The organism is Streptomyces albicerus, assembly GCF_008905045.1.
GTDB classification, from domain to species: Bacteria; Actinomycetota; Actinomycetes; order Streptomycetales; family Streptomycetaceae; genus Streptomyces; species Streptomyces albicerus.
This window is the reverse complement of record NZ_VWMY01000059.1, coordinates 15,074-36,989: the sequence shown is the minus strand read 5'-3', so window position 1 is coordinate 36,989 and position 21,916 is coordinate 15,074. Positions and strand designations below refer to the sequence as shown.

The window sequence follows — 21,916 nt, the reverse complement described above, 5'->3', positions numbered from 1 at the left end:
GGAGACCCCTATGGCCGTCGACTACACAGTGATCGTCGTCTATCTCGTGGGGATGCTCGCCATGGGCTGGTGGGGCATGCGCCGCGCCAAGTCCAAGAGCGACTTCCTGGTCGCGGGGCGGCGGCTCGGTCCGGCGATGTACTCCGGCACGATGGCCGCGATCGTCCTCGGCGGCGCGTCTACGATCGGCGGCGTCGGCCTCGGCTACCAGTACGGGCTCTCCGGCGCCTGGATGGTCTTCACCATCGGCCTCGGCCTGCTCGCCCTCTCCGTCTTCTTCTCGGCCCGCATCGCCCGCCTGAAGGTCTACACCGTCTCCGAGATGCTCGACCTGCGGTACGGCGGCCGGGCCGGCGTGATCTCGGGCGTCGTCATGTGGGCGTACACCCTCATGCTCGCGGTGACGTCGACCATCGCGTACGCCACGATCTTCGACGTCCTCTTCGACATGAACCGCACGGTCGCGATCGTCCTCGGCGGCTCGATCGTCGTCGCCTACTCGACGCTCGGCGGCATGTGGTCGATCACGCTGACCGACATGGTGCAGTTCGTCGTGAAGACCATCGGCGTGCTGCTTCTGCTCCTGCCCATCGCCGTCGTCAAGGCGGGCGGCTTCAGCGAGATGAAGGCCCAGCTCCCCACCGAGTACTTCGACCCGCTGGGCATCGGCGGCGAGACGATCTTCACGTACGTCCTGATCTACACGTTCGGCATGCTGATCGGGCAGGACATCTGGCAGCGCGTGTTCACCGCGCGCAGCGACACGACGGCCAAGTGGGGCGGCACGGTCGCCGGCACGTACTGCCTGGTGTACGCGCTCGCCGGCGCCGTCATCGGTACGGCGGCCAAGGTGCTCTACCCGAAGCTGGCCAGCGCGGACGACGCCTTCGCGACGATCGTGAAGGACGAACTCCCGGTCGGCGTACGAGGGTTGGTGCTCGCCGCCGCCCTCGCGGCCGTGATGTCGACATCCTCCGGAGCCCTCATCGCCTGTGCGACCGTCGCCAACAACGACATCTGGTCGCGGCTGCGCGGAGCCGTCACCCACAAGACCGACGAGGTGCACGACGAGGTCAAAGGCAACCGCGCCTTCATCCTCATCATGGGCATCGCGGTGATCTGCACGGCCATCGCGCTCAACAACGTCGTCGAGGCCCTGACCGTCGCGTACAACCTGCTCGTCGGCGGTCTCCTCGTCCCCATCCTCGGCGGCCTGCTGTGGAAGCGCGGCACCGCCCAGGGCGCGCTCGCCTCCGTCGCCGTCGGCGGTCTCGCGGTCATCGGCCTGATGGCCGGCTACGGGATCCTCGCCAACGAGCCCGTCTACTACGGGCTCCTCTCCTCCCTGGCCGCGTACGTGATCGTCTCGCTCGCCACTCCCGCGACCGACGCGGCGGTGCTCGCCGCCTGGCGCGAGCGGCTCGCGGGCCGGGCCTCCGAACCCGTGTCCGAACCCGCATCCGGAACCGTTCCGGCTCACCAGTAGAGTCGGAGAGAAGCAGTACATACGCGATGAAGCGTAGGAAAGAAGGCATAACCCCATGAGCAGTTACGAGACGCCCCGCGGCCCCGTCGACTCGTCCCGCATACCGCGGTACGCGGGTCCTGCGACCTTCGCCCGGCTGCCCCGGCTCGACGAGGTCGGCACGACCGACGTCGCCGTGGTCGGTGTGCCGTTCGACGCGGGCGTCTCGTACCGGCCAGGGGCCCGGTTCGGCGGCAACGCGATCCGGGAGGCGTCCCGGCTCCTGCGCCCGTACAACCCGGCGCAGGACGCGTCCCCCTTCGCCCTCGCGCAGGTCGCGGACGCCGGGGACATCGCCGCGAACCCGTTCGACATCAACGAGGCCGTGGAGACCATCGAGGGGGCCGCGGACGAACTCCTCGGCACCGGCGCCCGGTTGATGACCCTCGGCGGCGACCACACCATCGCGCTGCCCCTCCTGCGCTCGGTCGCGAAGAAGCACGGCCCGGTGGCACTCCTCCACTTCGACGCGCATCTCGACACCTGGGACACGTACTTCGGCGCGGAGTACACGCACGGCACCCCGTTCCGCCGCGCCGTCGAGGAGGGGATCCTGGACACGGAAGCCCTCTCCCACGTGGGTACGCGCGGCCCTCTGTACGGCCGGCAGGACCTGACCGACGACGAGAAGCTGGGCTTCGGCATCGTCACGTCCGCCGACATCTACCGGCGCGGCGCCGACGAGGTGGCCGACCAGCTGCGCCAGCGCATCGGCGACCGCCCGCTGTACATCTCCATCGACATCGACTGCCTCGACCCGGCCCACGCGCCCGGCACGGGGACGCCGGAGGCGGGCGGCATGACCTCCCGCGAACTTCTGGAGATCCTGCGCGGCCTGGCCTCCTGCAACCTGGTCTCCGCCGACGTCGTGGAAGTGGCCCCCGCGTACGATCACGCCGAGATCACCTCCGTCGCCGCGTCCCACACGGCGTACGAACTGACCACGATCATGTCCCGCCAGATTGCAGAGGCCCGCGCGAAGTGACTCACGACCACGACCTGGTGCTCCGCCCGACCGCCGCCCAGACGGCGGCGGCGCTGAATCCTCCCCCCGGCCGAAGCGGCGGGGACCTGGTCGTGGAGACGCTGGCGGCGCTCGGCGCGACGACGGTCTTCGGCCTGCCCGGCCAGCACGCGCTGGGCATGTTCGACGCGCTGCGCCGCTCGGACCTCAGGTACATCGGCCTGCGGGTGGAGAACAACGCGGGGTTCGCGGCGGACGCGTACGGCCGGATCACGGGCGAGGCGGCCCCGCTGCTGCTTTCGACGGGCCCGGGAGCGCTGACGTCGCTGGCTGCCTTGCAGGAGGCCGCGGCCGCTTCCGCCCCCGTCCTCGCGATCAGCAGCCAGATCCCGACGGCCGGTCTTGGCGGCGGCCGCCACGGCTATCTGCACGAACTCCCCGACCAGGCAGCCTCATTCAGGGGTGTCGTCAAGTCGGTCCACACCGTCCGAACCCAGTCCCAGATCCCGTCCGCGATCGAGGCGGCCTGGAAGTCGGCGCTGACGGCCCCGCACGGGCCGGTGTGGGTGGAGATCCCGCAGGACGTACTGCTGGCCGAGACGGCGATCCCGGTGGTCACGGGCGGCGACGCCTTCCCCGAGGAGCTGCCTCCGCGCCCCGAACTGACGGCCGTGGCCGCCGACCTGCTGTCCCGTGCCGCCCGTCCGGCGATCATTGCGGGCGGGGGAGTCGTACGGGCGGACGCGTCGGGCAAGCTGAAGCAGCTGGCCGAAGCACTGAACGCCCCCGTGGTCACCACTCCCGGCGGCAAGGGCGCGTTCCCCTGGACGCACCCCCTCTCGCTCCAGTCATGGATCGAGGACCGCCACACCACGGACTTCCTGGAGGACGCGGACGTACTCCTGGTGGTCGGCTCGGGCCTCGGCGAACTCTCCTCGAACTACCACACGTTCAAGCCACGCGGCCGGGTCATCCAGATCGAGGCGGACCTCGGCAAGCTGGAGTCCAACCACCCGGCGCTGGGCATCCACGCGGACGCGCGACTGGCGCTGCAGGCCCTGCTGGAAACGGTGGACGAGCGCACGGACCCCTCCGCCGCGGAGCGTGTGCGTACGGTGCTCGACCTCGTGCGTGAGCGCATCGACGCGCAGGAACTCACCCTGGAACAGCAGGTGCTGGCCGCCGTACGCAAGGCGTTGCCGGACCGGTCGCCGTCCTTCTGGGACATGACGATCCTCGCCTACTGGGCCTGGTCGGCCTTCGACGCGCGCCGCCCGAACACCATGCACTCCGCCCAGGGCGCGGGCGGCCTCGGCTACGCCTTCCCGGCAGCCCTCGGCGCCGCGGTCGCCGACCCCACCCACCCCGTCCTGGCGGTCTCCGGCGACGGCGGCGCGCTCTACTCCATCGCCGAACTGGCCACCGCCAAGCAGCACAACCTCGACGTGACCTGGCTCATCGTCGACGACGGCGGCTACGGCATCCTCCGCGAGTACATGACCGACACCTTCGGCCGGCCCACGGCAACGGAACTGTCCCGCCCGGACTACGTGGCACTGGCGGAGTCCTTCGGCGTCCCGGGCACACGGACGACCCCGGCCTCCCTGTCCGACGACCTCACCAAGTCTCTGTCCACGCCCGGCCCTTCGGTGGTCGTACTCCCGGCACTGTTGCGGATGTTCGCACCAACACACCTGGACTGACGCCCCGTAAGGGGCGCGGGGCTGTGACATTCTGCGGCTCCGCCGCGTGGGCGCGACCAGCCACATCCGACCCGCAGCCATCAAACGACCCGCCTTTAGGGGCGCGGGGAACTGCGCGACCAGCCACAGCAGACCCGCAGCCAACAAACGGACCCGCAGCTCCCCACGCCCCTCCCAGCGGAGCGCTACCGCAGGGAGAACCCGAACTGCGCATCCGTGTAAGGCGCCGCCAGATCCTTCCCGCCGAAGGCGAGCGAGGACGTGGCCGTAAGCCCGCCGGAGGTACCCCGCAACACCCAGACCGCCCCGTTGTCGCTGTTCTCAGCCGTGTCACCGACGGCGAGATCCCGGTGACCGTTGCCGTCGACGTCGAGCAGCGCCGCGCTCACCCCGAACCGATCGCCCGTCTCGGCGACTCCGGGCACCCCGGAGGTGTTCTGGTGGAAGGTCTGCGTCCCGGCACCCGTGACGCCGGAGGCACCCCCGCGGACCAGGGCGATCGAACCGGCGTCGGTGAGATCGCTGAAGTCCTCCCCGGGTATCCCGAGCGCGATGTCGGCGAACCCGTCACCCGTGACATCGCCGACGGCGACCGAGGCGCCGAGTTCGTCGCCCTCCTCCTCGACGCCCGGGAAGCCGGCCAGGTCCTGGTCGAAGCTCTGGACGCGCTCCGCGGTCAGACCGGCGGCCGAACCGAGCGCGACCTGCACCTTGCCGGACCAGTCGTTGCCGACCACCACGTCGTCGAACCCGTCGCCGTTCACGTCCCCGACGCCGGTGCCCGCGTCGGTTCCCGAGCCCTCGCCGGGGGCCCAGCCGCGGGTGAAGCCCGTGCTGCCGCCGCCGTACAGCAGGCGGGAGCCCCAGACGCCGTCGCCTTCGTAGCGCCACAGGACGAGGTCGTCCTTGCCGTCGCCGTTGATGTCGCCGGCCTGGCCGGACGAGATGGGACCGCTGATCGAGTCGCCGTCCTCCTCGCAGCCGCCGTTGGTGGCACAGGAGGCGTCGTTGGCGTCGTAGCCCCACCACTCGGACTTGTTCAGGATGGGCAGGGTGGCGGTCGGCGTCCCGGCACGCGAGACCGGGCCCTTCCACACGGTGGCCGGGCCGCTCGGCGGGTCGTCGCCCGCGACCTTCTGCAGCGCGAACAGGGCGAGGTCCGCCTTGCCGTCGCCGTCGAAGTCACCGACCTGGGGGGCCTGCCCGTATCCGGCGATGTTCGTGCCGCCGGTGAGTCCGGAGGCGGAGCCCCACATGACGATGGAGCCGGCCGCGCCGCCCGCGATGACGAGGTCGCTGAAGCCGTCGCCGTCCAGGTCGCCCTTGGCGAAGGTGGACCCGAAGCGCTGGCCCGCGGTGGCGGACCCGGGAACCCCGCTGGTGGAGCGGCTGATGAGCTTCCTCTTCGACGTGGAGAGCCCGTCGGCGGAGCCGTACATGACGGCCACGTAGCCGGCCTTGGTCTGGCTCGAAATCGTGGCGTTCGGAGCGCCGATGACCAGGTCGGCGTAGCCGTCGCCGTTGAAGTCGTCCCGGGCGTCCGCCGACCCGGTGACGGCCTGGGCGGAGGCCCCGGTGAGGGCCCAGGCGCCTGCCCCTCCGGCCAGTAGCACCGCCGCGGCCAGGGGCGCCGAGAGCCGTGCGGTACGAGTTCTGCGTCGTGCTCGGGACATACGAAAGCCTTTCGAGTCGGTCCGGTGCGGCACGCGGAATGCCGCGTTCAGGGAGTTCGACTCGGGCTGGGCGCCACCAGTTGTACGCCCGCATGTCATGGATTCGTAACCAAGGAAACAGCGACCGGGGCTGAACTCCCCTTCCGTCACGGGGAGTTCAGCCTGGGTCACCGTCGGTCTACCAGATCGCCTCGACCCACTCCGGGTGGTCGATGAACGGGTTGCGGTTCTTCTGGTACGTGTCGTAGATGACCTGGTTGCGCCTCTCCTCGAAGGCGCTCGGCGGGTCCTGCTCGTTCCACTGCTTCAGGACGGAGAGGCGGCCGTGGTACGGGACGCTGCCGTTGGAGACCGAGTCGTTGGGCTCCAGGTCCGCCCAGGCGTCGTCGCCCTCGTAGCGGACGGCCATGTAGAGGATCATGCGGGCCACGTCGCCCTTGTCGGCGTTGCGCGGCTCGAAGGAGTTGGAGTCCGTGTAGCTGCCGGACGCGCCGCTGACCGCGCTGCCGCCCATGTCGAAGTCCTTGTTGCCGCGGGTGCTGTTGACCTGTACGTCCGCGGGGCGCAGGTGGTGCAGGTCGGTGCCGGGGCCGGCCGAGGTGCCGAAACTGCCATGGGACTGGGCCCACGTGTGCTCGCGGTTCCAGTCGCCCACGTCGCCGCCGTTGAGGGTCTTGCTGCGGGACTGGCCGCCGTACAGCAGGATCACGTTGCTGCTGTTGTTCGGGTCCTGGTCTGTGACCTTCAGTGCGTTCCAGACCGCGTCGTACGAGATCTTGGTCTGGGGGCTGATGATCGTGTGGAGGGAGGACTTCAGGCTCGTGCCGGTCTTGCCGATCGCGTTCTTGTAGTACGTGCTGTCGTACGCGGTGGTCGTGGCGCTCGCGGGAGTCGCGGCGACCGTCGGAAGGGTGAGGCCGACGAGGACGGCGGATATGGTCGTCGCCAGCGCCTTCCATCTGCCTATCTGCACAACGGACATGGGGGTGCCTTTCCCGGGGACGGCACGCGCCGACACGCGGCGTCCTGCTCAACGGAGCCGCGTTCTACGCGTGTTGACTTTTTGGTAACCGGGAGCGTGGCACGGGCGCGGGGTCGGCCGTGTAACCGGGGGAAGGCGTTTGTGTGACGTTCTCGCATACGACGCAACCCCTGACCGTTCCCAGGTCAGGGGATGTGAAGCCCGAGGGTTATCCCCAATTGGGGGAGGGATCGCCCTAGTTGACGTCCGAGGCGTCGAGGCGGTAGAGCGTCGGGGTGTTCTGGGTGTTCTGAGCGTTCTGGGTCGTCTGCGAGTCGGAGGACTCGGAGGACTCGGAGGAAGCTGCCCGGCGATCAGCTCTGAGACGGGTGGAGGACCGCCAAGGACCAGGTCCGTGTCACATGGCTGATCGGCATCTCGCGTGACCGCTCTTCGACGATCACGGTCAACCGATCGCCCGCGAGGGAGAGTTCGCCGTGGAAGCGCCATGCCTCGTCCGGGGGTACGCGCAGCAGCTCGGCCAGGACGGTGTCCTGGAGGCGGTGGTCGACCGCACGCAGCACGCCCGGGTCGAGCACCACGATCGTCCCGTCGGGGAGGACGGCGGGGCGGGGGGCCGTGCCGTGCGACAGCCGTGGACCGCGCTCGATGCCGCCGTCCGGCAGCAGTCGTACGACGCGTGCGGCGGTCGGGGTGGTGCGGTCGTACTCCACGACACGGACTGTTCCGTCGGGGTCGGGTACGTAGTGCCCGTAACTGCGCCAGGTTGTCAGCAAGGTGCCGTCCCGGTCGTGGAGCCAGGTGTCGAAGACGTCGTAGCCCTCCAGGCCGAGGAGGAACCGTCCGCCGCCCACGGGGCTGCCTCGCTCGCCGCGCAGTTCGGCGATCAGCTGTCCACTGTCCAGGTCGAAGAGCAGCGCGGGGCCGAGGAACCCCCATGGGTGGTAGTCGAGCGAAAACGTCAGTGCCAGCAGGCGGTCCCCCGAGACATGGGCCTCGTGCGGCTTCCCCGCGCAGCGGTGACGCCACCGCTCGCGCCCGTCCGCGCCGACACCGATGAGGTCCTGCCCCTCCGCCACGATCCGGCCGTCGCCGTCGCCGTCGCCGTCGCCGTCGCCGTCGCCGTCGCCGTCGCCGTCGGGCTCGCTGCCGCCGTCGGTCAGGACCACCCTTCGCACCTCGGGATCCAAGGGCAGGACCACCGTTCGTGGCCTGTCGGCCTCAGGGCCGTCCAGCCGATGGCGGGGGCCGTCCAGCCGATGGTGACCCAGCACCTCGACCCGCCAACCACCCATGTCCTGGCCCCCTTTGACCGCTCCGCCGTGATCCACACACCGGCGCGGACCCATGCTGCCCGTGCTTGCGCATACTCCACCACTCCTCGACCTCCGCTCGGGTTTGCGGCCATACCGTGGTGGGGCTGGCTACACCATCGATGAGGGAGGACGCCTCCTCGTGCCGGCGCGCGGGCGGCGACATCGTTGAACCCGGATGGAAGCCAGTTGGAACCCAACTGATCCCAGAGGTTCGCGCTCCGCCGCCCGGAAGGAAAGCCTCATGAAACCGCATCCCTCCTCGAAGCCCGAACTCCCTTGCCCATCAGGCGAGTTCGCCGAAGACCGTCGCGACCAGGCCGTCGCGACGCCGGAGAGCGAGCTCGCCCCGCTGCTCGCCGCCTGGGACCTCGCGCACCCGGCCGCCGCCGACGACCCCGAGTGGCGGCACCTGCTGGACGAGCTCGCCCACCCCCGGACCACCGAGGCGTTCTACCGCCTGGCCGTGGCCGCGGGCAGCTGAGCCCATCGGCGGCTGACGTGTCCGGCGTCGGCGGCTGACGGCAGGACCTCCAACTCCCCTTCTGGGAACACGTGTACAACTTCCGGCCGTCCCTGTGAGTCATGAGGGGCGAGTGTGCCGAGGCGCACTCGTATGTACCCAAGGGAATGAGAAGACTCCATGACTCACCGGATATCCCGGCGTGCCCGTGTGCTCTGCGCGGCCCTCGGCGCCGGGGTGCTAGTGCCGCTCACCGTGGCCGCAACGCCCGCCGCCGCAGCCACGACACCGCAGGTCACCTGCACGTCCAGCAAGCCAGGCCTGGCCACCAAGCTCCAGAAGGACATCACCACCGCTCTCGCGAACCGCAGGGGAACAGTCGCGGTCGGCCTCCACGACCGGACCACGAACACGACGTGCGCCCTGCGATCGACCAAGGCCTACGACTCGGCCAGCGTCGTCAAGGTGACCGTGCTCGCCGCGCTGCTCTGGGACGCGAAGAAGCACAACCGCTATCTCACCCGGCGCGAGTCCGACCTGGCCACCGCCATGATCACGAAGTCGGACAACGCCGCCACCAGCAAACTCTGGACGCAACTCGGCACATCCAAGGTGAAGGGCTTCCTCACCGCCGCGGGCATGACGCAGACCAGACCCGGCGCGAACGGCTACTGGGGCCTCACACAGATCACGGTCCGGGACGAGCAGAAGCTCCTGGCACTCCTCACCGCCAAGAACTCGGTCCTGAGCGACAACTCCCGTGCGTACATACTGAAGTTGATGGGCAAGGTCGTCTCCTCCCAGCGCTGGGGCACACCGGCGGGAGCCCCTTCCTCCGTCTCCGTCTACGTGAAGAACGGCTGGCTGTCACGCGCCACGCACGGCTGGCGCGTCCACAGCGTCGGCACCTTCGACGGCGGCGGCCACGACTACACGATCTCGATCCTCACCCACGACAACAGCTCGATGAACTACGGCGTGACCACGATCCAGACGGTGGCCCGGGCCATCCACAAGGACCTCGTGCCGACCACCGCGCAGCGCTACACGCCGACGAGCACGCCGAAGGAAGCCTTCCCGGCGGTGCCCGCCTCATGATCATCTGGCTGAACGGCGCCCTCGGCGCGGGCAAGACCACGACCGCCAAGGAACTGACGTCCCTCCTCCCGGACTCCAGACTGTTCGACACCGAGCAGGTCGGGTACATGCTGCGGCACGTCCTCGGCAAGCCCGCCCGGGACTTCCAGGACCTTCCGCCCTGGCGCGGGCTGGTGGTGGAGACCGCGCGTCAGGTGCTCGACTACGCGGGCGGCACGCTGGTCGTCACACAGACCGTGCTGGAGAAGCCGTACTGGCGGGAGATCCGCACGGGGCTGGCCGAAGCGGGCATTCCCTTACGTCACTTCGTCCTCCACGCCGACCACAACACACTGGTCGGGCGCATCCAGAACGACACGGATCCCGAGAGCGCCGGCGCCCGCAGACGGCGCCTGGACCACCTCGACGACTACGACCACGCACTGCTCTGGCTGCGCCGGGAAGCGGAGCTGATCGACACCACCAGCATCCCGCCGCCCACCGTCGCGAAAGTCGTCATGACGGCGGTCCGGGGCGGTTGAGGCCGGCCGACGACACCAGGGCGCCCTCCCGATGTGGGAGACCGTTCATCTGAGCCGGTACAACCGAACGTCCCTGGTGCGGGGTCTAACCGGGTGACCGGAAACAACAACAGCCCCACACGTCACAGGCCGCACGGGTCGATGCCGTCCGACGAGACGACGACGAGCGACGACGAGTTCACCGGCACCTTCTCCGCCGGTCCTGTTCGGCACTCATTCCACTTTCACGAAGGGTCACTTCCGCATGCGCAAGTTACGGACCATCACCGCCACCGCCGCCCTCGCCTCAGCCCTGAGCGGAGCCGTACTCGCGGCGCCCGCCGCCCAGGCGGACACCACGACCACGGCCTCCGTCGAGCGCTATGACGGCGCGATCTGGTACAGGGCCGCCGCCGGACAGACGAACGACCTGAAGATCTCCACAAAGGCGATCGATCTCGACCCGACCGACTTCGGTGGTGAGTACCTCATCACCTTCCGGGACCGGTTCGACATCACCATCACCACGGAGGCGTGCACGTATCCTTCGGCGACCGATCACACCGTCGTCGAGTGCGTGGAGCCCGAGCCCCTGGGATCCGACGACTCGGACATCTACGACGTGGACCTCGGTGACGGCGACGACACTGTGACGGTCGGCGACGACGTCTTCACGCAGGGCACCCTCTCCGGCGGCCCGGGCGACGACGTCATCCGGGGCAAGGGGGCGAACGTACTCGAAGGCGGTGACGGCGACGACCGCCTGGAGGGCATCGACGGTGTCTGGGTCCGCGGCTCCTTCGGTGACGCCGGCAACGACACCATGCTCACCGGCTGCGAGTACCACTGCCGCGGCGGTGCCGGGAACGACACCCTCACCGTGACCAGCGACGACGAGCTCGGATACACCACCCTGTACGGCGACGACGGAGACGACATCGTGCGCGGCTGGACCGGGAACGACTCCCTCTACGGCGGCAGGGGCAACGACACGCTGTACGGCGAAGAGGGCGACGACACGATCTTCGGCAACACCGGCGACGACGTGCTGTACGGCGGCCCGGGCGCCGACACCCTCTCCGGCGGCGCGGGCAACAACAAGGTCTACCAGGACTGACCTGAACGTCTGTCAGGACTGACCTGAACCCAGGGTCCACCGTGCGTGAGGGAGCGCGGACTCCCTCACGCACCGCCCGGCCCCCGACTCCGGCCCCAACTCCCCTGAATTCACGGTGAGTACCCCTCCCCTCAACCCGCATCCCCCTACCGTGACGTCATGCGCCTGAGATCCGCACTCGCCACCGTCACAGCCACCCTGGCGGCAGCCACCTGCCTCACCGCCCCGGCCCACAGCGCCACCGGCCACAGCGCCGACGCCCGGAGAGGCAAGGCCTGTTCACCCTCCGTCTCCATCGAGCGCTTCTCCGACGCGCTCGACAAGACGACGTACGAGGGCACGTTCGTCGGCAACTTCTCCGCGCTGGCCCTGGACCGCGACGGCCGGATCGCCGCGGTCTCCGACCGGTCGGCGCTCTTCACGCTGGACCGCAAGACGCTGCAGCCCAGGAGCGTCGTCCCGCTCGCCGACGAGAGCGGCGCCGCGCTCGACTCCGAGGGCCTGGTCGTGGACCGCGACGGCACCCGCCTGGTCGCCTCCGAGACCGAGCCCTCCGTACGCCGCCACGCCCGTGACGGCCGCATCCTCGACCGCCTCCCCGTACCGGACGCGCTCAGGGTCGCCCCGGCGGGCCGCGCCGCACAGAACCAGACCTTCGAGGGCCTGACCTTCCTGCCCGGCCGCCACACCCTGCTCGCCGGCATGGAGGGCTCGCTCAGCGGCGACACCGCGGGCATCGTCCGTTTCCAGACCTGGGAGCGTCAGCGGGGCCACTTCGCGCCCGCCGCCCAGTACGGCTACCGCACCGACGCCGGTCTGAACGTCTCCGAGACCACGGCGACCCCCGACGGCCGCCTCCTCGTCCTGGAGCGCGGCTTCACCCCGGGCACCGGCAACACGATCCGGCTGTACCTCGCCGATCTGCGCCACGCCACGGACACGTCCGCCATCGACACCCTGACCGGCCAGAGCGACGTACGACTGGCCAAGAAGACGCTCCTGGCCGACCTCGTGAACTGTCCTTCACTCGGCGCCCAGGCCAAGCAGCCCCAGCCCAACCCCCTCCTCGACAACATCGAGGGCATGGTGATCACCGGCCACAGCCATGGCCGCCTGAACCTCCTCCTGGTCAGCGACGACAACCAGAACGCCGCCCAGATCACCCGCTTCTACTCCCTCCGCGTGCGCCTCTGATCATTGCGGAGGGATGAAATCCGGTTCCGATCGCGTTGGTGCCTTCCGGCGGACAAGGATCTACGGAAGGCACCGGCGTGGCAGCGCAAGAGGGCGGGGCGGGGCGGGGGACCCCCGGCTGGGCACGGCGGCTGGCCGGGTACGCCTGGCGGTACCCGAAGGACGTCGTGCTCGCGCTGGGCGCCTCGCTCGCGGGCATGGCCGTCATGGCCCTCGTCCCGCTGATCACGAAGGTGATCATCGACGACGTCATCGGGAACCACACGCGCGACATGGCCCCCTGGGCGGGCGCCCTCATCGGCGCCGCGGTCGTCGTCTACGTCCTCACCTACATCCGCCGCTACTACGGCGGCCGCCTCGCACTCGACGTCCAGCACGACCTGCGTACGGATATGTACGGGACGATCACCCGCCTCGACGGCCGACGGCAGGACGAGCTGTCGACCGGCCAGGTGGTGGGCCGCGCGACCAGCGACCTCCAGCTCATCCAGGGCCTGCTCTTCATGCTCCCGATGACGATCGGGAACATACTCCTCTTCCTGATCTCCCTCGGGATCATGGCCTCGCTGTCGCTGCCGCTCACCCTCGTCGCCCTCGCGGTGGCCCCCGCGATCTGGGCCATCGCCAAGCGCAGCCGCTCGAAGCTCCACCCCGCCACCTGGTACGCGCAGGCACAGGCGGCGGCGGTGGCCGGAGTGGTCGACGGCGCGGTCACCGGCGTACGCGTGGTGAAGGGCTTTGGTCAGGAGGACCAGGAGACCGGCAAGGTCCGCGAGATCGGCCGCAGGCTCTTCGCGGGCCGCCTCCGCACGATCCGTCTGAACTCCAGATTCACCCCCGCCCTCCAGGCGGTCCCGGCGCTCGGCCAGGTCGCGATGCTGGCCCTCGGCGGCTGGCTGGCGGTCCGCGGCCAGGTCACCCTCGGCACGTTCGTGGCCTTCTCCTCCTACCTGGCCCAGCTCGTCGGCCCCGTCCGCATGCTCGCCCTGGTCCTCACGGTCGCCCAGCAGGCCCGCGCCGGCGCCGAGCGCGTCCTGGAGCTGATCGACACCGAGCCGTCGATCAAGGACGGCACGAAACCGCTGCCCGCCGACGCCCCCGCGACCGTCGAGTTCGACGACGTCTCCTTCGGCTACGAGGACGACCGTCCGGTCCTGGACGGCCTCTCCTTCGAGATCCGCCCCGGCGAGACCCTCGCGGTCGTCGGCTCGTCGGGCTCCGGCAAGTCCACGGTCTCCCTCCTTCTGCCCCGCTTCTACGACGTGACCAGGGGCGCCGTCCTCATCGGCGGCCACGACGTACGCGAGCTGACGCTCGAGTCCCTCCGGGCCGCGATCGGCCTGGTCCCCGAGGACTCCTTCCTCTTCTCGGACACCGTCCGCGCCAACATCGCGTACGGCCGCCCCGAGGCCACCCAGGAGCAGATCGAGACGGCCGCCCGCGCCGCCCAGGCGGACCGGTTCATCGCCGAGCTGCCCGGCGGTTACGACACCAAGGTCGGCGAGCACGGCCTCACCCTCTCCGGCGGCCAGCGCCAGCGCGTGGCCCTGGCCCGCGCGATCCTCACCGACCCGCGCCTGCTGGTCCTGGACGACGCCACCTCCGCCGTCGACGCCAGGGTCGAGCACGAGATCCACGAGGCCCTGCGCGGCGTCATGGAGGACCGCACGACCCTCCTCATCGCCCACCGCCGCTCCACGCTGAACCTCGCCGACCGCATCGCCGTCCTCGACGACGGCCGCCTCGCCGACATCGGTACGCACCAGGAGCTGACCGAACGCTCACCCCTGTACCGGCGCCTGCTCACCGACCCGGACGAGCTGGGCGGCGTCTCACCCGGTCACGCCCAGCCGTCCTGCCCGCAGGAGGACATGTCCGTACGCGACGAACTGGACGCCGAGTTCGACGCCGAGCGGGGCATCACGCCCCGGCTGTGGACCGGGGACCGCGAGCCCAGGGACGCGGCCATGGACGACTCGCCCGCGACCCCCGAACTCCTCGCCCAGGTCGACGCGCTGCCCCCGGCCACCGACACGCCGGCCATCGACGAGGCACGCGCGGTCACGCCCGAGGAGTCGTACGGACTCCGGCGTCTCCTGCGCGGCTTCGGGCTGCCGCTGCTCGTCAGCCTCGGCCTCGTCGCCGTGGACGCGGGCATGGGCCTGCTGCTGCCGGTCCTGATCCGGCACGGCATCGACCAGGGCGTCTCCGAGGTCGCCCTCGGCGCCGTCTGGGCGGCGTCCGCGCTCGCCCTGCTGACCGTCCTCGTCCAGTGGGCGGCGCAGACCGGCGAGATCCGCATGACCGGACGCACGGGCGAACGCGTCCTGTACTCCCTCCGCCTGAAGATCTTCGCCCAGCTCCAGCGGCTCGGACTCGACTACTACGAGCGGGAGTTGACGGGCCGGATCATGACCCGGATGACGACGGACGTGGACGCGCTGTCCACCTTCCTCCAGACGGGCCTGGTCACCGCGTTCGTCTCGGTCGTCACCTTCTTCGGCATCATGGTCGCGCTGCTGTTCATCGACGTACAGCTGGCACTGGTCGTCTTCGCGACGCTGCCGCCGCTGATCATCGGCACGTTCTTCTTCCGCAGGTCCAGCGTGAAGGCGTACGAACTCGCCCGTGAGCGGGTGTCCGTGGTGAACGCCGACCTTCAGGAGTCGGTGTCCGGGCTGCGGATCCTCCAGGCGTTCCGGCGCGAGGGCGCCGGCGGCAAGCGCTTCGCGGAGGGCAGCGACAGCTACCGCCAGGCCCGTATCCGCGGACAGTGGCTGATCTCGATCTACTTCCCGTTCGTGCAGCTGCTGTCGTCGGTGGCCGCGGCCGCCGTGCTGATCGTGGGTGCGGCGCGGATCGACGCGGGCACCCTCACCACCGGCGCGCTGGTGGCCTACCTCCTCTACATCGACCTGTTCTTCGCCCCCGTGCAGCAGCTCTCGCAGGTCTTCGACGGCTACCAGCAGGCGACCGTCTCGCTCGGCCGGATCCAGGAGCTGCTCCAGGAGCCGACCTCGACGAAGGCCGCCGCCGAGCCGCTGGAGGTGCCGTCCTTGCGGGGCGACATCGCCTTCGAGGGCGTGGACTTCGCGTACGGCGACGACGAAGAAGCCCTCAGCGGGGTCTCGTTGAGCATCCCGGCCGGGCAGACCGTCGCCTTCGTCGGCGAGACGGGCGCGGGCAAGTCGACGCTCGTCAAACTGGTGGCCCGCTTCTACGACCCCACCGGCGGGCGGGTCACGGTCGACGGCACGGACCTGCGCTCCCTCGACCTCACCTCGTACCGCCACCGGCTCGGCGTCGTCCCGCAGGAGGCGTACCTCTTCCAGGGCACGGTCCGCGACGCCATCGCGTACGGCCGCCCGGACGCGACCGACGCCGAGGTGGAGGCGGCGGCCCGCGCGGTCGGCGCGCACGACATGATCGCCACGCTGGACGGCGGCTACCTCCACGAGGTCGCCGAACGCGGCCGCAACCTCTCCGCTGGACAACGCCAGTTGATCGCCCTGGCCCGCGCCGAACTGGTCGACCCCGACATCCTCCTGCTGGACGAGGCCACGGCCGCCCTCGACCTGGCCACCGAGGCCCAGGTCAACCAGGCCACGGACCGCATCGCGGGCCGCCGTACGACCCTGGTGGTCGCGCACCGCCTGACCACGGCCGCCCGCGCGGACCGCGTCGTGGTGATGGCCGACGGCCGGGTGGCGGAGGACGGCACGCACGACGAACTGCTCGAACGGGGCGGCCGGTACGCGGAGTTGTGGCGGACGTTCGTCGGGGAGCCGGACGCCGCTTCGGCGGTCAGTACTTCGACGTGATGTCGGAGATCTTCCGGCTCTCCAGGTCCGAGCGCACCGTGAGGTAGGTGTACGTCTTCTCCCCGCCGGTGCCCGGACCGGAGTCCCAGGTCAGCCGGACCGTCGTGTACGTGTGCCCCATGCCGCTGTCGCCCGGTGTCACCTTCCAGGCGCTCGGCACGTGCTGGGCGCGCAGGATGCCGTCCGCGTCGTTCTGCTTCTCCCAGGCGAGCAGGCGCGCGCGGAGGTCGGCGGTGAGGTAGAACTTGCGCAGCTCGGCCGCGGCCGCGTTGCTGCCCGGGTCGTTCGCCACGTCGATGTACGCGCCGTAGAAGTGGGCGACCCGGTCGTAGACGACACTGGGGCTGCCGCTGCGGGCCGGCGCCGGGGGAGGGCCTCCGGGGTCCTCGGAGCGTTCGGGGGAGTTGGCCACGGCCGGGACCGAAGCGGCGGTGGTGAGCAGCGCGACGGTGACGAGTCCCCGGCCGATCGTTCGCGAGCGACTCCCTGAGCGACTCCGTGAGCGATTCATGACGGACTGCCTCTCGTTTCTGACCTGTTGGACCTCGCTTCTGACCTGTTGAACCACGGGTAAACAGGAAAGGTCACCTCAAACACGCAGAAAGGCCGCGTCGGTCGGACGATGCAACCATCCGCCGTACGTCATGCGTCCGTACATCAGTACTCCAATTGCTGCGGGCCGCGGAGGGACACCAGTGGACATGGGCGCGATACGCCGACGCCTGGCGCTCGGTACGGCCGTGCTGACCGCGTCGGGGCTGCTGGCGCTCGCGGGGCCGGGGGTGGGCGACGCGTCGGCGGCGGCACTGTGCTCCGGGCGGAAGGTGCGTACGTTGACCTTCTCCACCGGCTACGTGGAGGTCTACAAGAGGCGCGGCTACGTGTGCGCGGTGACCTATCCCAAGAGGGTCGGCGCCCGGAAGTACATGAAGGTGAGCGTGCAGGCGCGCGGGCTGGCGGAGGTGCCCAACAGCGGGCGGTTCAGGAAGTACGCGGGTCCGGTGAAAACACACGCGGGCAACCGCCGCGTGTGGATCAAGGGTGTCGTCGGCTCGGGCTCGGTGAGTTCGGGCTGGATTCGCTGCTGAGCGATCTTCTTGCGTCATCTCGGGCAACCTGTCCGGAATGACCCCAACATCCCCTGGTGCGACGGCAGTTGCTCCGCTAGGTTCCGGCGGACATCTGCGTATTCAGGGGAGAACGCATGCGCAAGACGCTCAGATGGCTGTTGTCACTCGTGGTGCTCATAGGCACCGTGAGCACGGCCGGGGCGGCCACCGCCGCCCAGCCGGACACCACCGGCACCAATGTCGTCACCGACGACGCCGCGGACATCAAGGACCGGCTCCTCGCGATACCGGGCATGAGCCTGATCGAGGAGAAGCCCTACACGGGCTACCGCTTCTTCGTCCTCAACTACACCCAGCCCGTCGACCACCGGCACCCGTCCAAGGGCACCTTCAAGCAGCGCATCACCGTGCTGCACAAGGACACGGCCCGCCCGACGGTCTTCTACACCGGCGGCTACAACGTCTCCACGAACCCGAGTCGCCGTGAGCCGACCCAGATCGTGGACGGCAACCAGATCTCGATGGAGTACCGCTTCTTCACTCCGTCCCGGCCCGAGCCGGCCGACTGGACCAAGCTCGACATCTGGCAGGCGGCCAGCGACCAGCACCGCATCTTCAAGGCCCTCAAGCCGGTCTACGACAAGAAGTGGGTCTCCACGGGCGGTTCGAAGGGCGGCATGACCGCCACGTACTACGAGCGCTTCTACCCGCGTGACATGGACGGCGTCGTCGCGTACGTCGCCCCCAACGACGTGGTGAACAAGGAGGACTCGGCGTACGACCGCTTCTTCGCGAACGTCGGCACCAAGGAGTGCCGCGACCGGCTGAACGGGGTGCAGCGCGAGGCGCTCGTACGCCGGGAGCCGCTGAAGAAGAAGTACGCGGAGTTCGCCGCCGCGGAGGGCTATACCTTCAACACGGTCGGCACCCTCGACAAGGCGTACGAGGCGGTCGTCCTCGACTACGTGTGGGGCTTCTGGCAGACCAGGATGCTCGCCGAATGCGACATGATCCCGGCGGACGCGAAGAACGCCACGGACGACGAGATCTGGGCCTCGGTCGACGAGGTCACGGGCTTCGTCTCCTACACGGACCAGGGCCTGGAGCCGTACACGCCGTACTACTACCAGGCGGGTACGCAGCTCGGCGCGCCGACCATCGGCTTCCCGCACATCGAGAAGAAGTTGATCCGCTACGGGTACCAGCCGCCGCGGAACTTCGTACCGCGCGAGATCCCCATGAAGTTCCAGCCGTGGGCGATGCCCGACGTCGACGCGTGGGTCAAGCGCAACGCGAACCAGATGCTGTTCGTGTACGGCCAGAACGACCCGTGGGGCGCCGAGCCGTTCCGCCTCGGCAAGAGCGCCCGTGACTCGTACGTCTTCACGGCCCCCGGCCTGAACCACTACGCCGGCGTCGCGAACCTCGTCCCCGACCAGAAGGCCCTCGCCACGGCCCGGATCCTGGAGTGGGCGGGCGTCGCCTCGGCCGCGGTCCAGGCGGACCCGGAGAAGGCCAAGCCGCTGGCCAAGTACGACGCGAAGCTCGACAAGCGCAAGGTGGAGCGCCAGCTCCGGCCGTAGGCGCGACCGCAACAACAACCGCAAGGACAGCCGGTAGCAACTGCCTTGCCGCGCCCGTCCGTTGAAGCCCTCGGGCTACAGCGGGCGGGCGCAGCCCACCGGCTTCGCCCCGCCCAGCTGGACGTACAGCGCCGTCGCGGCGGGGCAGTCGGTGCGCTTCTCCACCGCCGCGGCCACCTTGAACTCCGGGGCCTTCTCGCCCTTGCTGTCGCAGGAGGTCTCGCGGACCTCGCCCTCGCCCGCGCTGTAGACGCAGTCGCCGACGATCGTGCGGGGGCCTCCGCCGCCGCCCGGATCGCCGGGATGCGGGGACTCCAGATTGCGCATACAGGCGTAGCCCTGCGGGACCGCGCCGTCGCCGTCCTCGTCGGACGAGGGCTTCTGCTCGCTGATGTGCAGCACGAAGTCCGTGGTGGCGGGGCAGGGCGGCCCCTCGCCCACCTTCCCGTCGTGCCGCGCGACGACCCGCGCCGCCGCCTTCTCGCTGGTGCACGCCACCTCGGTGAACGACTCGCGCCCGAACGAACTGCACTCGTCGACCGACAGGAACACCACCCCGTACCCCGAAGCCCGCGTCGGCGCCGGAGTCGCCTCCTCCAGCCTGCCGTCCTCGGACCCGGACGACTGCTGACATCCCGTGAGCGCCGCCACCAGCATCAGCAGCGCGCACACCACCCCCGCGCGACGTGCAGCCACGCTCCGTGCATCACGCATGACGTTCCCCCCGATCCCCCGCCCAGCGTGACCCGCCGCGGCGGGCCCACGCCAGACGTGGGGGGTGCTTTGCGTCACTTGGGGGTGGTGCGCCGGGTGTGCGTCGTAGGTGCGGTACGTCAGCTCTAGTACGTCAGGCCGTGCCCGACGGGGTACAGCACCTGCGCCGGATCGTCCGCCCGCTGCACCGGCACCGGCAGCTTGCCGGCCGGACCGACCCGCCCCGCGATCACCCGTACCGCGGCACGCAGTTCGACGTCCGTCCAGGAGTACGCAGCCAAATAGGCCTTCACATCCTGCAGTTGGGCCACGTCGTACGGATTGCGGATGGCGAGCGCGACCACCGGGTGGCCCGTCGCGAGCAGCTGGTTCACCAGCGTGCGCTGGGCGGAGGCGGCCGTGACGTTGTACGTCCCCACGAGCACCGCGTCCGCGTCCTGAGCCGCCGCGACGGCCTGCGCGATGGTCGCGGCGGAGGGTGCCGTGCCCGTGGAGAGGGCCGTCGCGGTGAAGCCCAGCTCGGTGAGCGCGGCCGCGAGCACGGTCGTGGGCGGGCCCGTGGTGCCGGACGGCGAGGCGGGATCGGCACCGACGACGAGCACCTTCGGATGCGTACGACGCGAAAGCGGCAGCAGGCGGGAGGAGTTGACGAGCAGTGTCGTGGTCCGCTCGGCGATGCGGTCGGCGGCCTTCAGATGCGACGGGATCCCGACCGTCCGGTCCACGCCCCGCCGGGTGACGTACGGATCCTTCAGCAGCCCGAGCTTCGACTTCAGCCGCAGCACACGCAGGATCGACTCGTCGAGGCGTGCCTCCGTGAGTTCGCCGCCGCGGACGGCCTGGAGGACCGCGTTCCAGGCGACGTCCAGCTTCGGCGGGTTGAGGAGCTGGTCGACGCCGGCCTTCAGGGCGAGTACGGGCACGCGGTCGTCGCCGTACTTCGTGCGGACGCCCTCCATGCCGAGCGAGTCCGTCACCACGACGCCGTCGTAGCCGAGCCGTTCGCGCAGGATGCCGGTGAGGATGGGGCGCGAGAGGGTGGCCGGGTCGCCGGACGGGTCGAGCGCCGGGACCATGATGTGCGCGGTCATGATCGAGTCGATACCGGCCGCGATGGCTGCCTTGAACGGGGGAGCGTCGAGCTCGGCCCACTGGGCTTCGGTGTGCTCGATGACCGGGAAGCCGTAGTGGCTGTCGGTCTCGGTGTCGCCGTGCCCCGGGAAGTGCTTGGACGTGGCGGCCACCCCGGAGCTCTGATAGCCCTTCACCTGGGCGGCGACCATCCCGGCCACCGCCTGCGGGTCGGCGCCGAAGGAGCGTACGCCGATGACCGGGTTGGCCGGGTTCACGTTCACGTCGGCGACCGGCGCGTAGTCCTGCCGGATGCCCATCGCGCGCAGCTCCGCGCCGCCGATCCGGCCCGCCGTACGGGCGTCCGTGCGCGAACCGCCCGCGCCGAGGGCCATCGCGCCCGGGAAGAGCGTCGCGGGCTTGCCGACGCGGGCGACGATGCCGTGCTCCTGGTCGGTGGAGATGAGGACGGGCAGCCCGCGGGGCCGTCCGAGCGAGGCCCGCTGGATCCCGTTGCTCAGATCCGCGATCTGGTGCGGCTCACGGGTGTTGTGCGCCCAGGCGAAGTAGATGATGCCGCCCACGTGGTACTTGGCGATCAGCTCCGCGGCCGTCCGTACGCCGATCTCCTTGAGGTTGGCGTCGATGTCGGCCTGGTCGGGCGCGGTCGCCGAGTGCCCGTACACCCGCATCACGAAGAGCTGCCCGACCTTCTCCTCGAGCGTCATACGGGAGATGAGCGAGCGCAGTTTCCTGTCGTCGTCCTTGGCGGCTTCGGGGTCCTTGGCCTGCGCGGGGCTGCCGCCGACGGCGACGGCCGCCGCCGCGCCCGCGGTCGCAGCGAGCAGCGTACGTCTGGAGGTGTGCACGTGCGCTCCTTCCGGAGAGGGCCCTGAGGGCCCGTGGAGGGGCGAGTATGAAGGAAACTTCCAAGGAGTCACGGATATCCGGGAAATTTCTGCCAGTCAATAGCGCGGACAGCCCACACCGTGAACGCGGGAGAGAAGAGCGCGGAGAGAAGAGCGCGCAGAGACGCGGAGAGAAGAGGGGCCGTCATCGGCGCTGTTGGAGGGGGGCGCGCCGATGACGGCGTGCTGCCGGCCGCAGGCGGCGGAGAGGGTGGTC

The 21,916-nt window shown here is 70.0% G+C and carries 17 protein-coding genes; 11 read left to right on the top strand and 6 right to left on the bottom strand.

All coding sequences use genetic code 11. The features are described 5' to 3' along the window. The first annotated feature begins 10 nt into the window (after positions 1–10). Genes GAS53_RS40630 through GAS53_RS40620 form a run of 3 tightly spaced genes read left to right on the top strand, consistent with a single transcriptional unit; the run spans position 11 to position 4,192 of the window. Entirely contained in the window at positions 11–1,486 is a 1,476-nt protein-coding gene (locus GAS53_RS40630; RefSeq protein WP_151482782.1) for a sodium:solute symporter, read from the top strand. 55 nt (positions 1,487–1,541) lie between these two features. Next, positions 1,542–2,510 carry an agmatinase gene (gene speB / locus GAS53_RS40625; protein WP_151482781.1) on the top strand — a complete coding sequence of 323 codons (969 nt, stop codon included), beginning with the start codon at positions 1,542–1,544 and terminating at the stop codon, positions 2,508–2,510. Continuing rightward, on the top strand, positions 2,507–4,192 hold the full coding sequence (locus tag GAS53_RS40620; protein WP_151482780.1) for a thiamine pyrophosphate-binding protein: 1,686 nt from the start codon (positions 2,507–2,509) through the stop codon (positions 4,190–4,192). Before speB ends, GAS53_RS40620 begins: the two co-directional genes overlap by 4 nt. A 185-nt stretch (positions 4,193–4,377) precedes the next feature. On the opposite strand, the gene GAS53_RS40615 is transcribed toward GAS53_RS40620, so the two are convergent. The 3 genes from GAS53_RS40615 to GAS53_RS40605 form a co-directional block, all read right to left on the bottom strand. Beyond that, the gene (locus tag GAS53_RS40615) at positions 4,378–5,865 is read right to left on the bottom strand and encodes an FG-GAP-like repeat-containing protein (protein WP_151482779.1); all 1,488 of its coding nucleotides are present in this window, start codon (positions 5,863–5,865) and stop codon (positions 4,378–4,380) included. A gap of 178 nt (positions 5,866–6,043) precedes the next feature. Beyond that, positions 6,044–6,847, bottom strand: coding sequence for an endonuclease I family protein (locus GAS53_RS40610; RefSeq protein ID WP_151482778.1), 804 nt, complete (start codon positions 6,845–6,847; stop codon positions 6,044–6,046). Positions 6,848–7,200: 353 nt separating this feature from the next. Beyond that, positions 7,201–8,142 carry an NHL repeat-containing protein gene (locus GAS53_RS40605; protein ID WP_151482777.1) on the bottom strand — a complete coding sequence of 314 codons (942 nt, stop codon included), beginning with the start codon at positions 8,140–8,142 and terminating at the stop codon, positions 7,201–7,203. A 262-nt stretch (positions 8,143–8,404) separates the two neighbouring features. Between GAS53_RS40605 and GAS53_RS40600 the strand changes: the two genes are divergently transcribed. The 6 genes from GAS53_RS40600 (at position 8,405) to GAS53_RS40575 (ending at position 16,353) form a co-directional block, all read left to right on the top strand. Further along, positions 8,405–8,644, top strand: coding sequence for a hypothetical protein (locus GAS53_RS40600; RefSeq protein WP_151482776.1), 240 nt, complete (start codon positions 8,405–8,407; stop codon positions 8,642–8,644). Positions 8,645–8,803: 159 nt separating this feature from the next. Continuing rightward, entirely contained in the window at positions 8,804–9,721 is a 918-nt protein-coding gene (locus GAS53_RS40595; protein WP_151482775.1) for a serine hydrolase, read from the top strand. Then, positions 9,718–10,242 (top strand): AAA family ATPase, encoded by a 525-nt coding sequence (locus tag GAS53_RS40590; protein WP_151482774.1) that lies wholly within the window; start codon positions 9,718–9,720, stop codon positions 10,240–10,242. Before GAS53_RS40595 ends, GAS53_RS40590 begins: the two co-directional genes overlap by 4 nt. Before the next feature lie 244 nt (positions 10,243–10,486). Continuing rightward, positions 10,487–11,338 carry a calcium-binding protein gene (locus tag GAS53_RS40585; protein WP_151482773.1) on the top strand — a complete coding sequence of 284 codons (852 nt, stop codon included), beginning with the start codon at positions 10,487–10,489 and terminating at the stop codon, positions 11,336–11,338. Between the two features lie 159 nt (positions 11,339–11,497). Continuing rightward, entirely contained in the window at positions 11,498–12,532 is a 1,035-nt protein-coding gene (locus GAS53_RS40580; RefSeq protein WP_151482772.1) for an esterase-like activity of phytase family protein, read from the top strand. 77 nt (positions 12,533–12,609) lie between these two features. Then, positions 12,610–16,353 carry an ABC transporter ATP-binding protein gene (locus GAS53_RS40575; RefSeq protein WP_151482771.1) on the top strand — a complete coding sequence of 1,248 codons (3,744 nt, stop codon included), beginning with the start codon at positions 12,610–12,612 and terminating at the stop codon, positions 16,351–16,353. Here the strand turns inward: GAS53_RS40575 and GAS53_RS40570 are convergent. After that, positions 16,337–16,864, bottom strand: coding sequence for a hypothetical protein (locus tag GAS53_RS40570; RefSeq protein WP_151482770.1), 528 nt, complete (start codon positions 16,862–16,864; stop codon positions 16,337–16,339). The genes GAS53_RS40575 and GAS53_RS40570 overlap by 17 nt on opposite strands. A gap of 184 nt (positions 16,865–17,048) precedes the next feature. Here GAS53_RS40570 and GAS53_RS40565 point away from each other — a divergent pair, with 184 nt between their 5' ends. Both GAS53_RS40565 and GAS53_RS40560 read left to right on the top strand, forming a co-directional pair. Further along, positions 17,049–17,441 (top strand): hypothetical protein, encoded by a 393-nt coding sequence (locus GAS53_RS40565; protein WP_151482769.1) that lies wholly within the window; start codon positions 17,049–17,051, stop codon positions 17,439–17,441. 116 nt (positions 17,442–17,557) lie between these two features. Next, positions 17,558–19,006 (top strand): S28 family serine protease, encoded by a 1,449-nt coding sequence (locus GAS53_RS40560; RefSeq protein ID WP_151482768.1) that lies wholly within the window; start codon positions 17,558–17,560, stop codon positions 19,004–19,006. Between the two features lie 75 nt (positions 19,007–19,081). Here GAS53_RS40560 and GAS53_RS40555 read toward each other — a convergent pair whose 3' ends face one another. Both GAS53_RS40555 and GAS53_RS40550 read right to left on the bottom strand, forming a co-directional pair. Continuing rightward, positions 19,082–19,720, bottom strand: coding sequence for a hypothetical protein (locus GAS53_RS40555; protein WP_151482767.1), 639 nt, complete (start codon positions 19,718–19,720; stop codon positions 19,082–19,084). A 125-nt stretch (positions 19,721–19,845) separates the two neighbouring features. Continuing rightward, entirely contained in the window at positions 19,846–21,660 is a 1,815-nt protein-coding gene (locus GAS53_RS40550) for a glycoside hydrolase family 3 protein (protein ID WP_151482766.1), read from the bottom strand. Between the last annotated feature and the right edge of the window lie 256 nt (positions 21,661–21,916).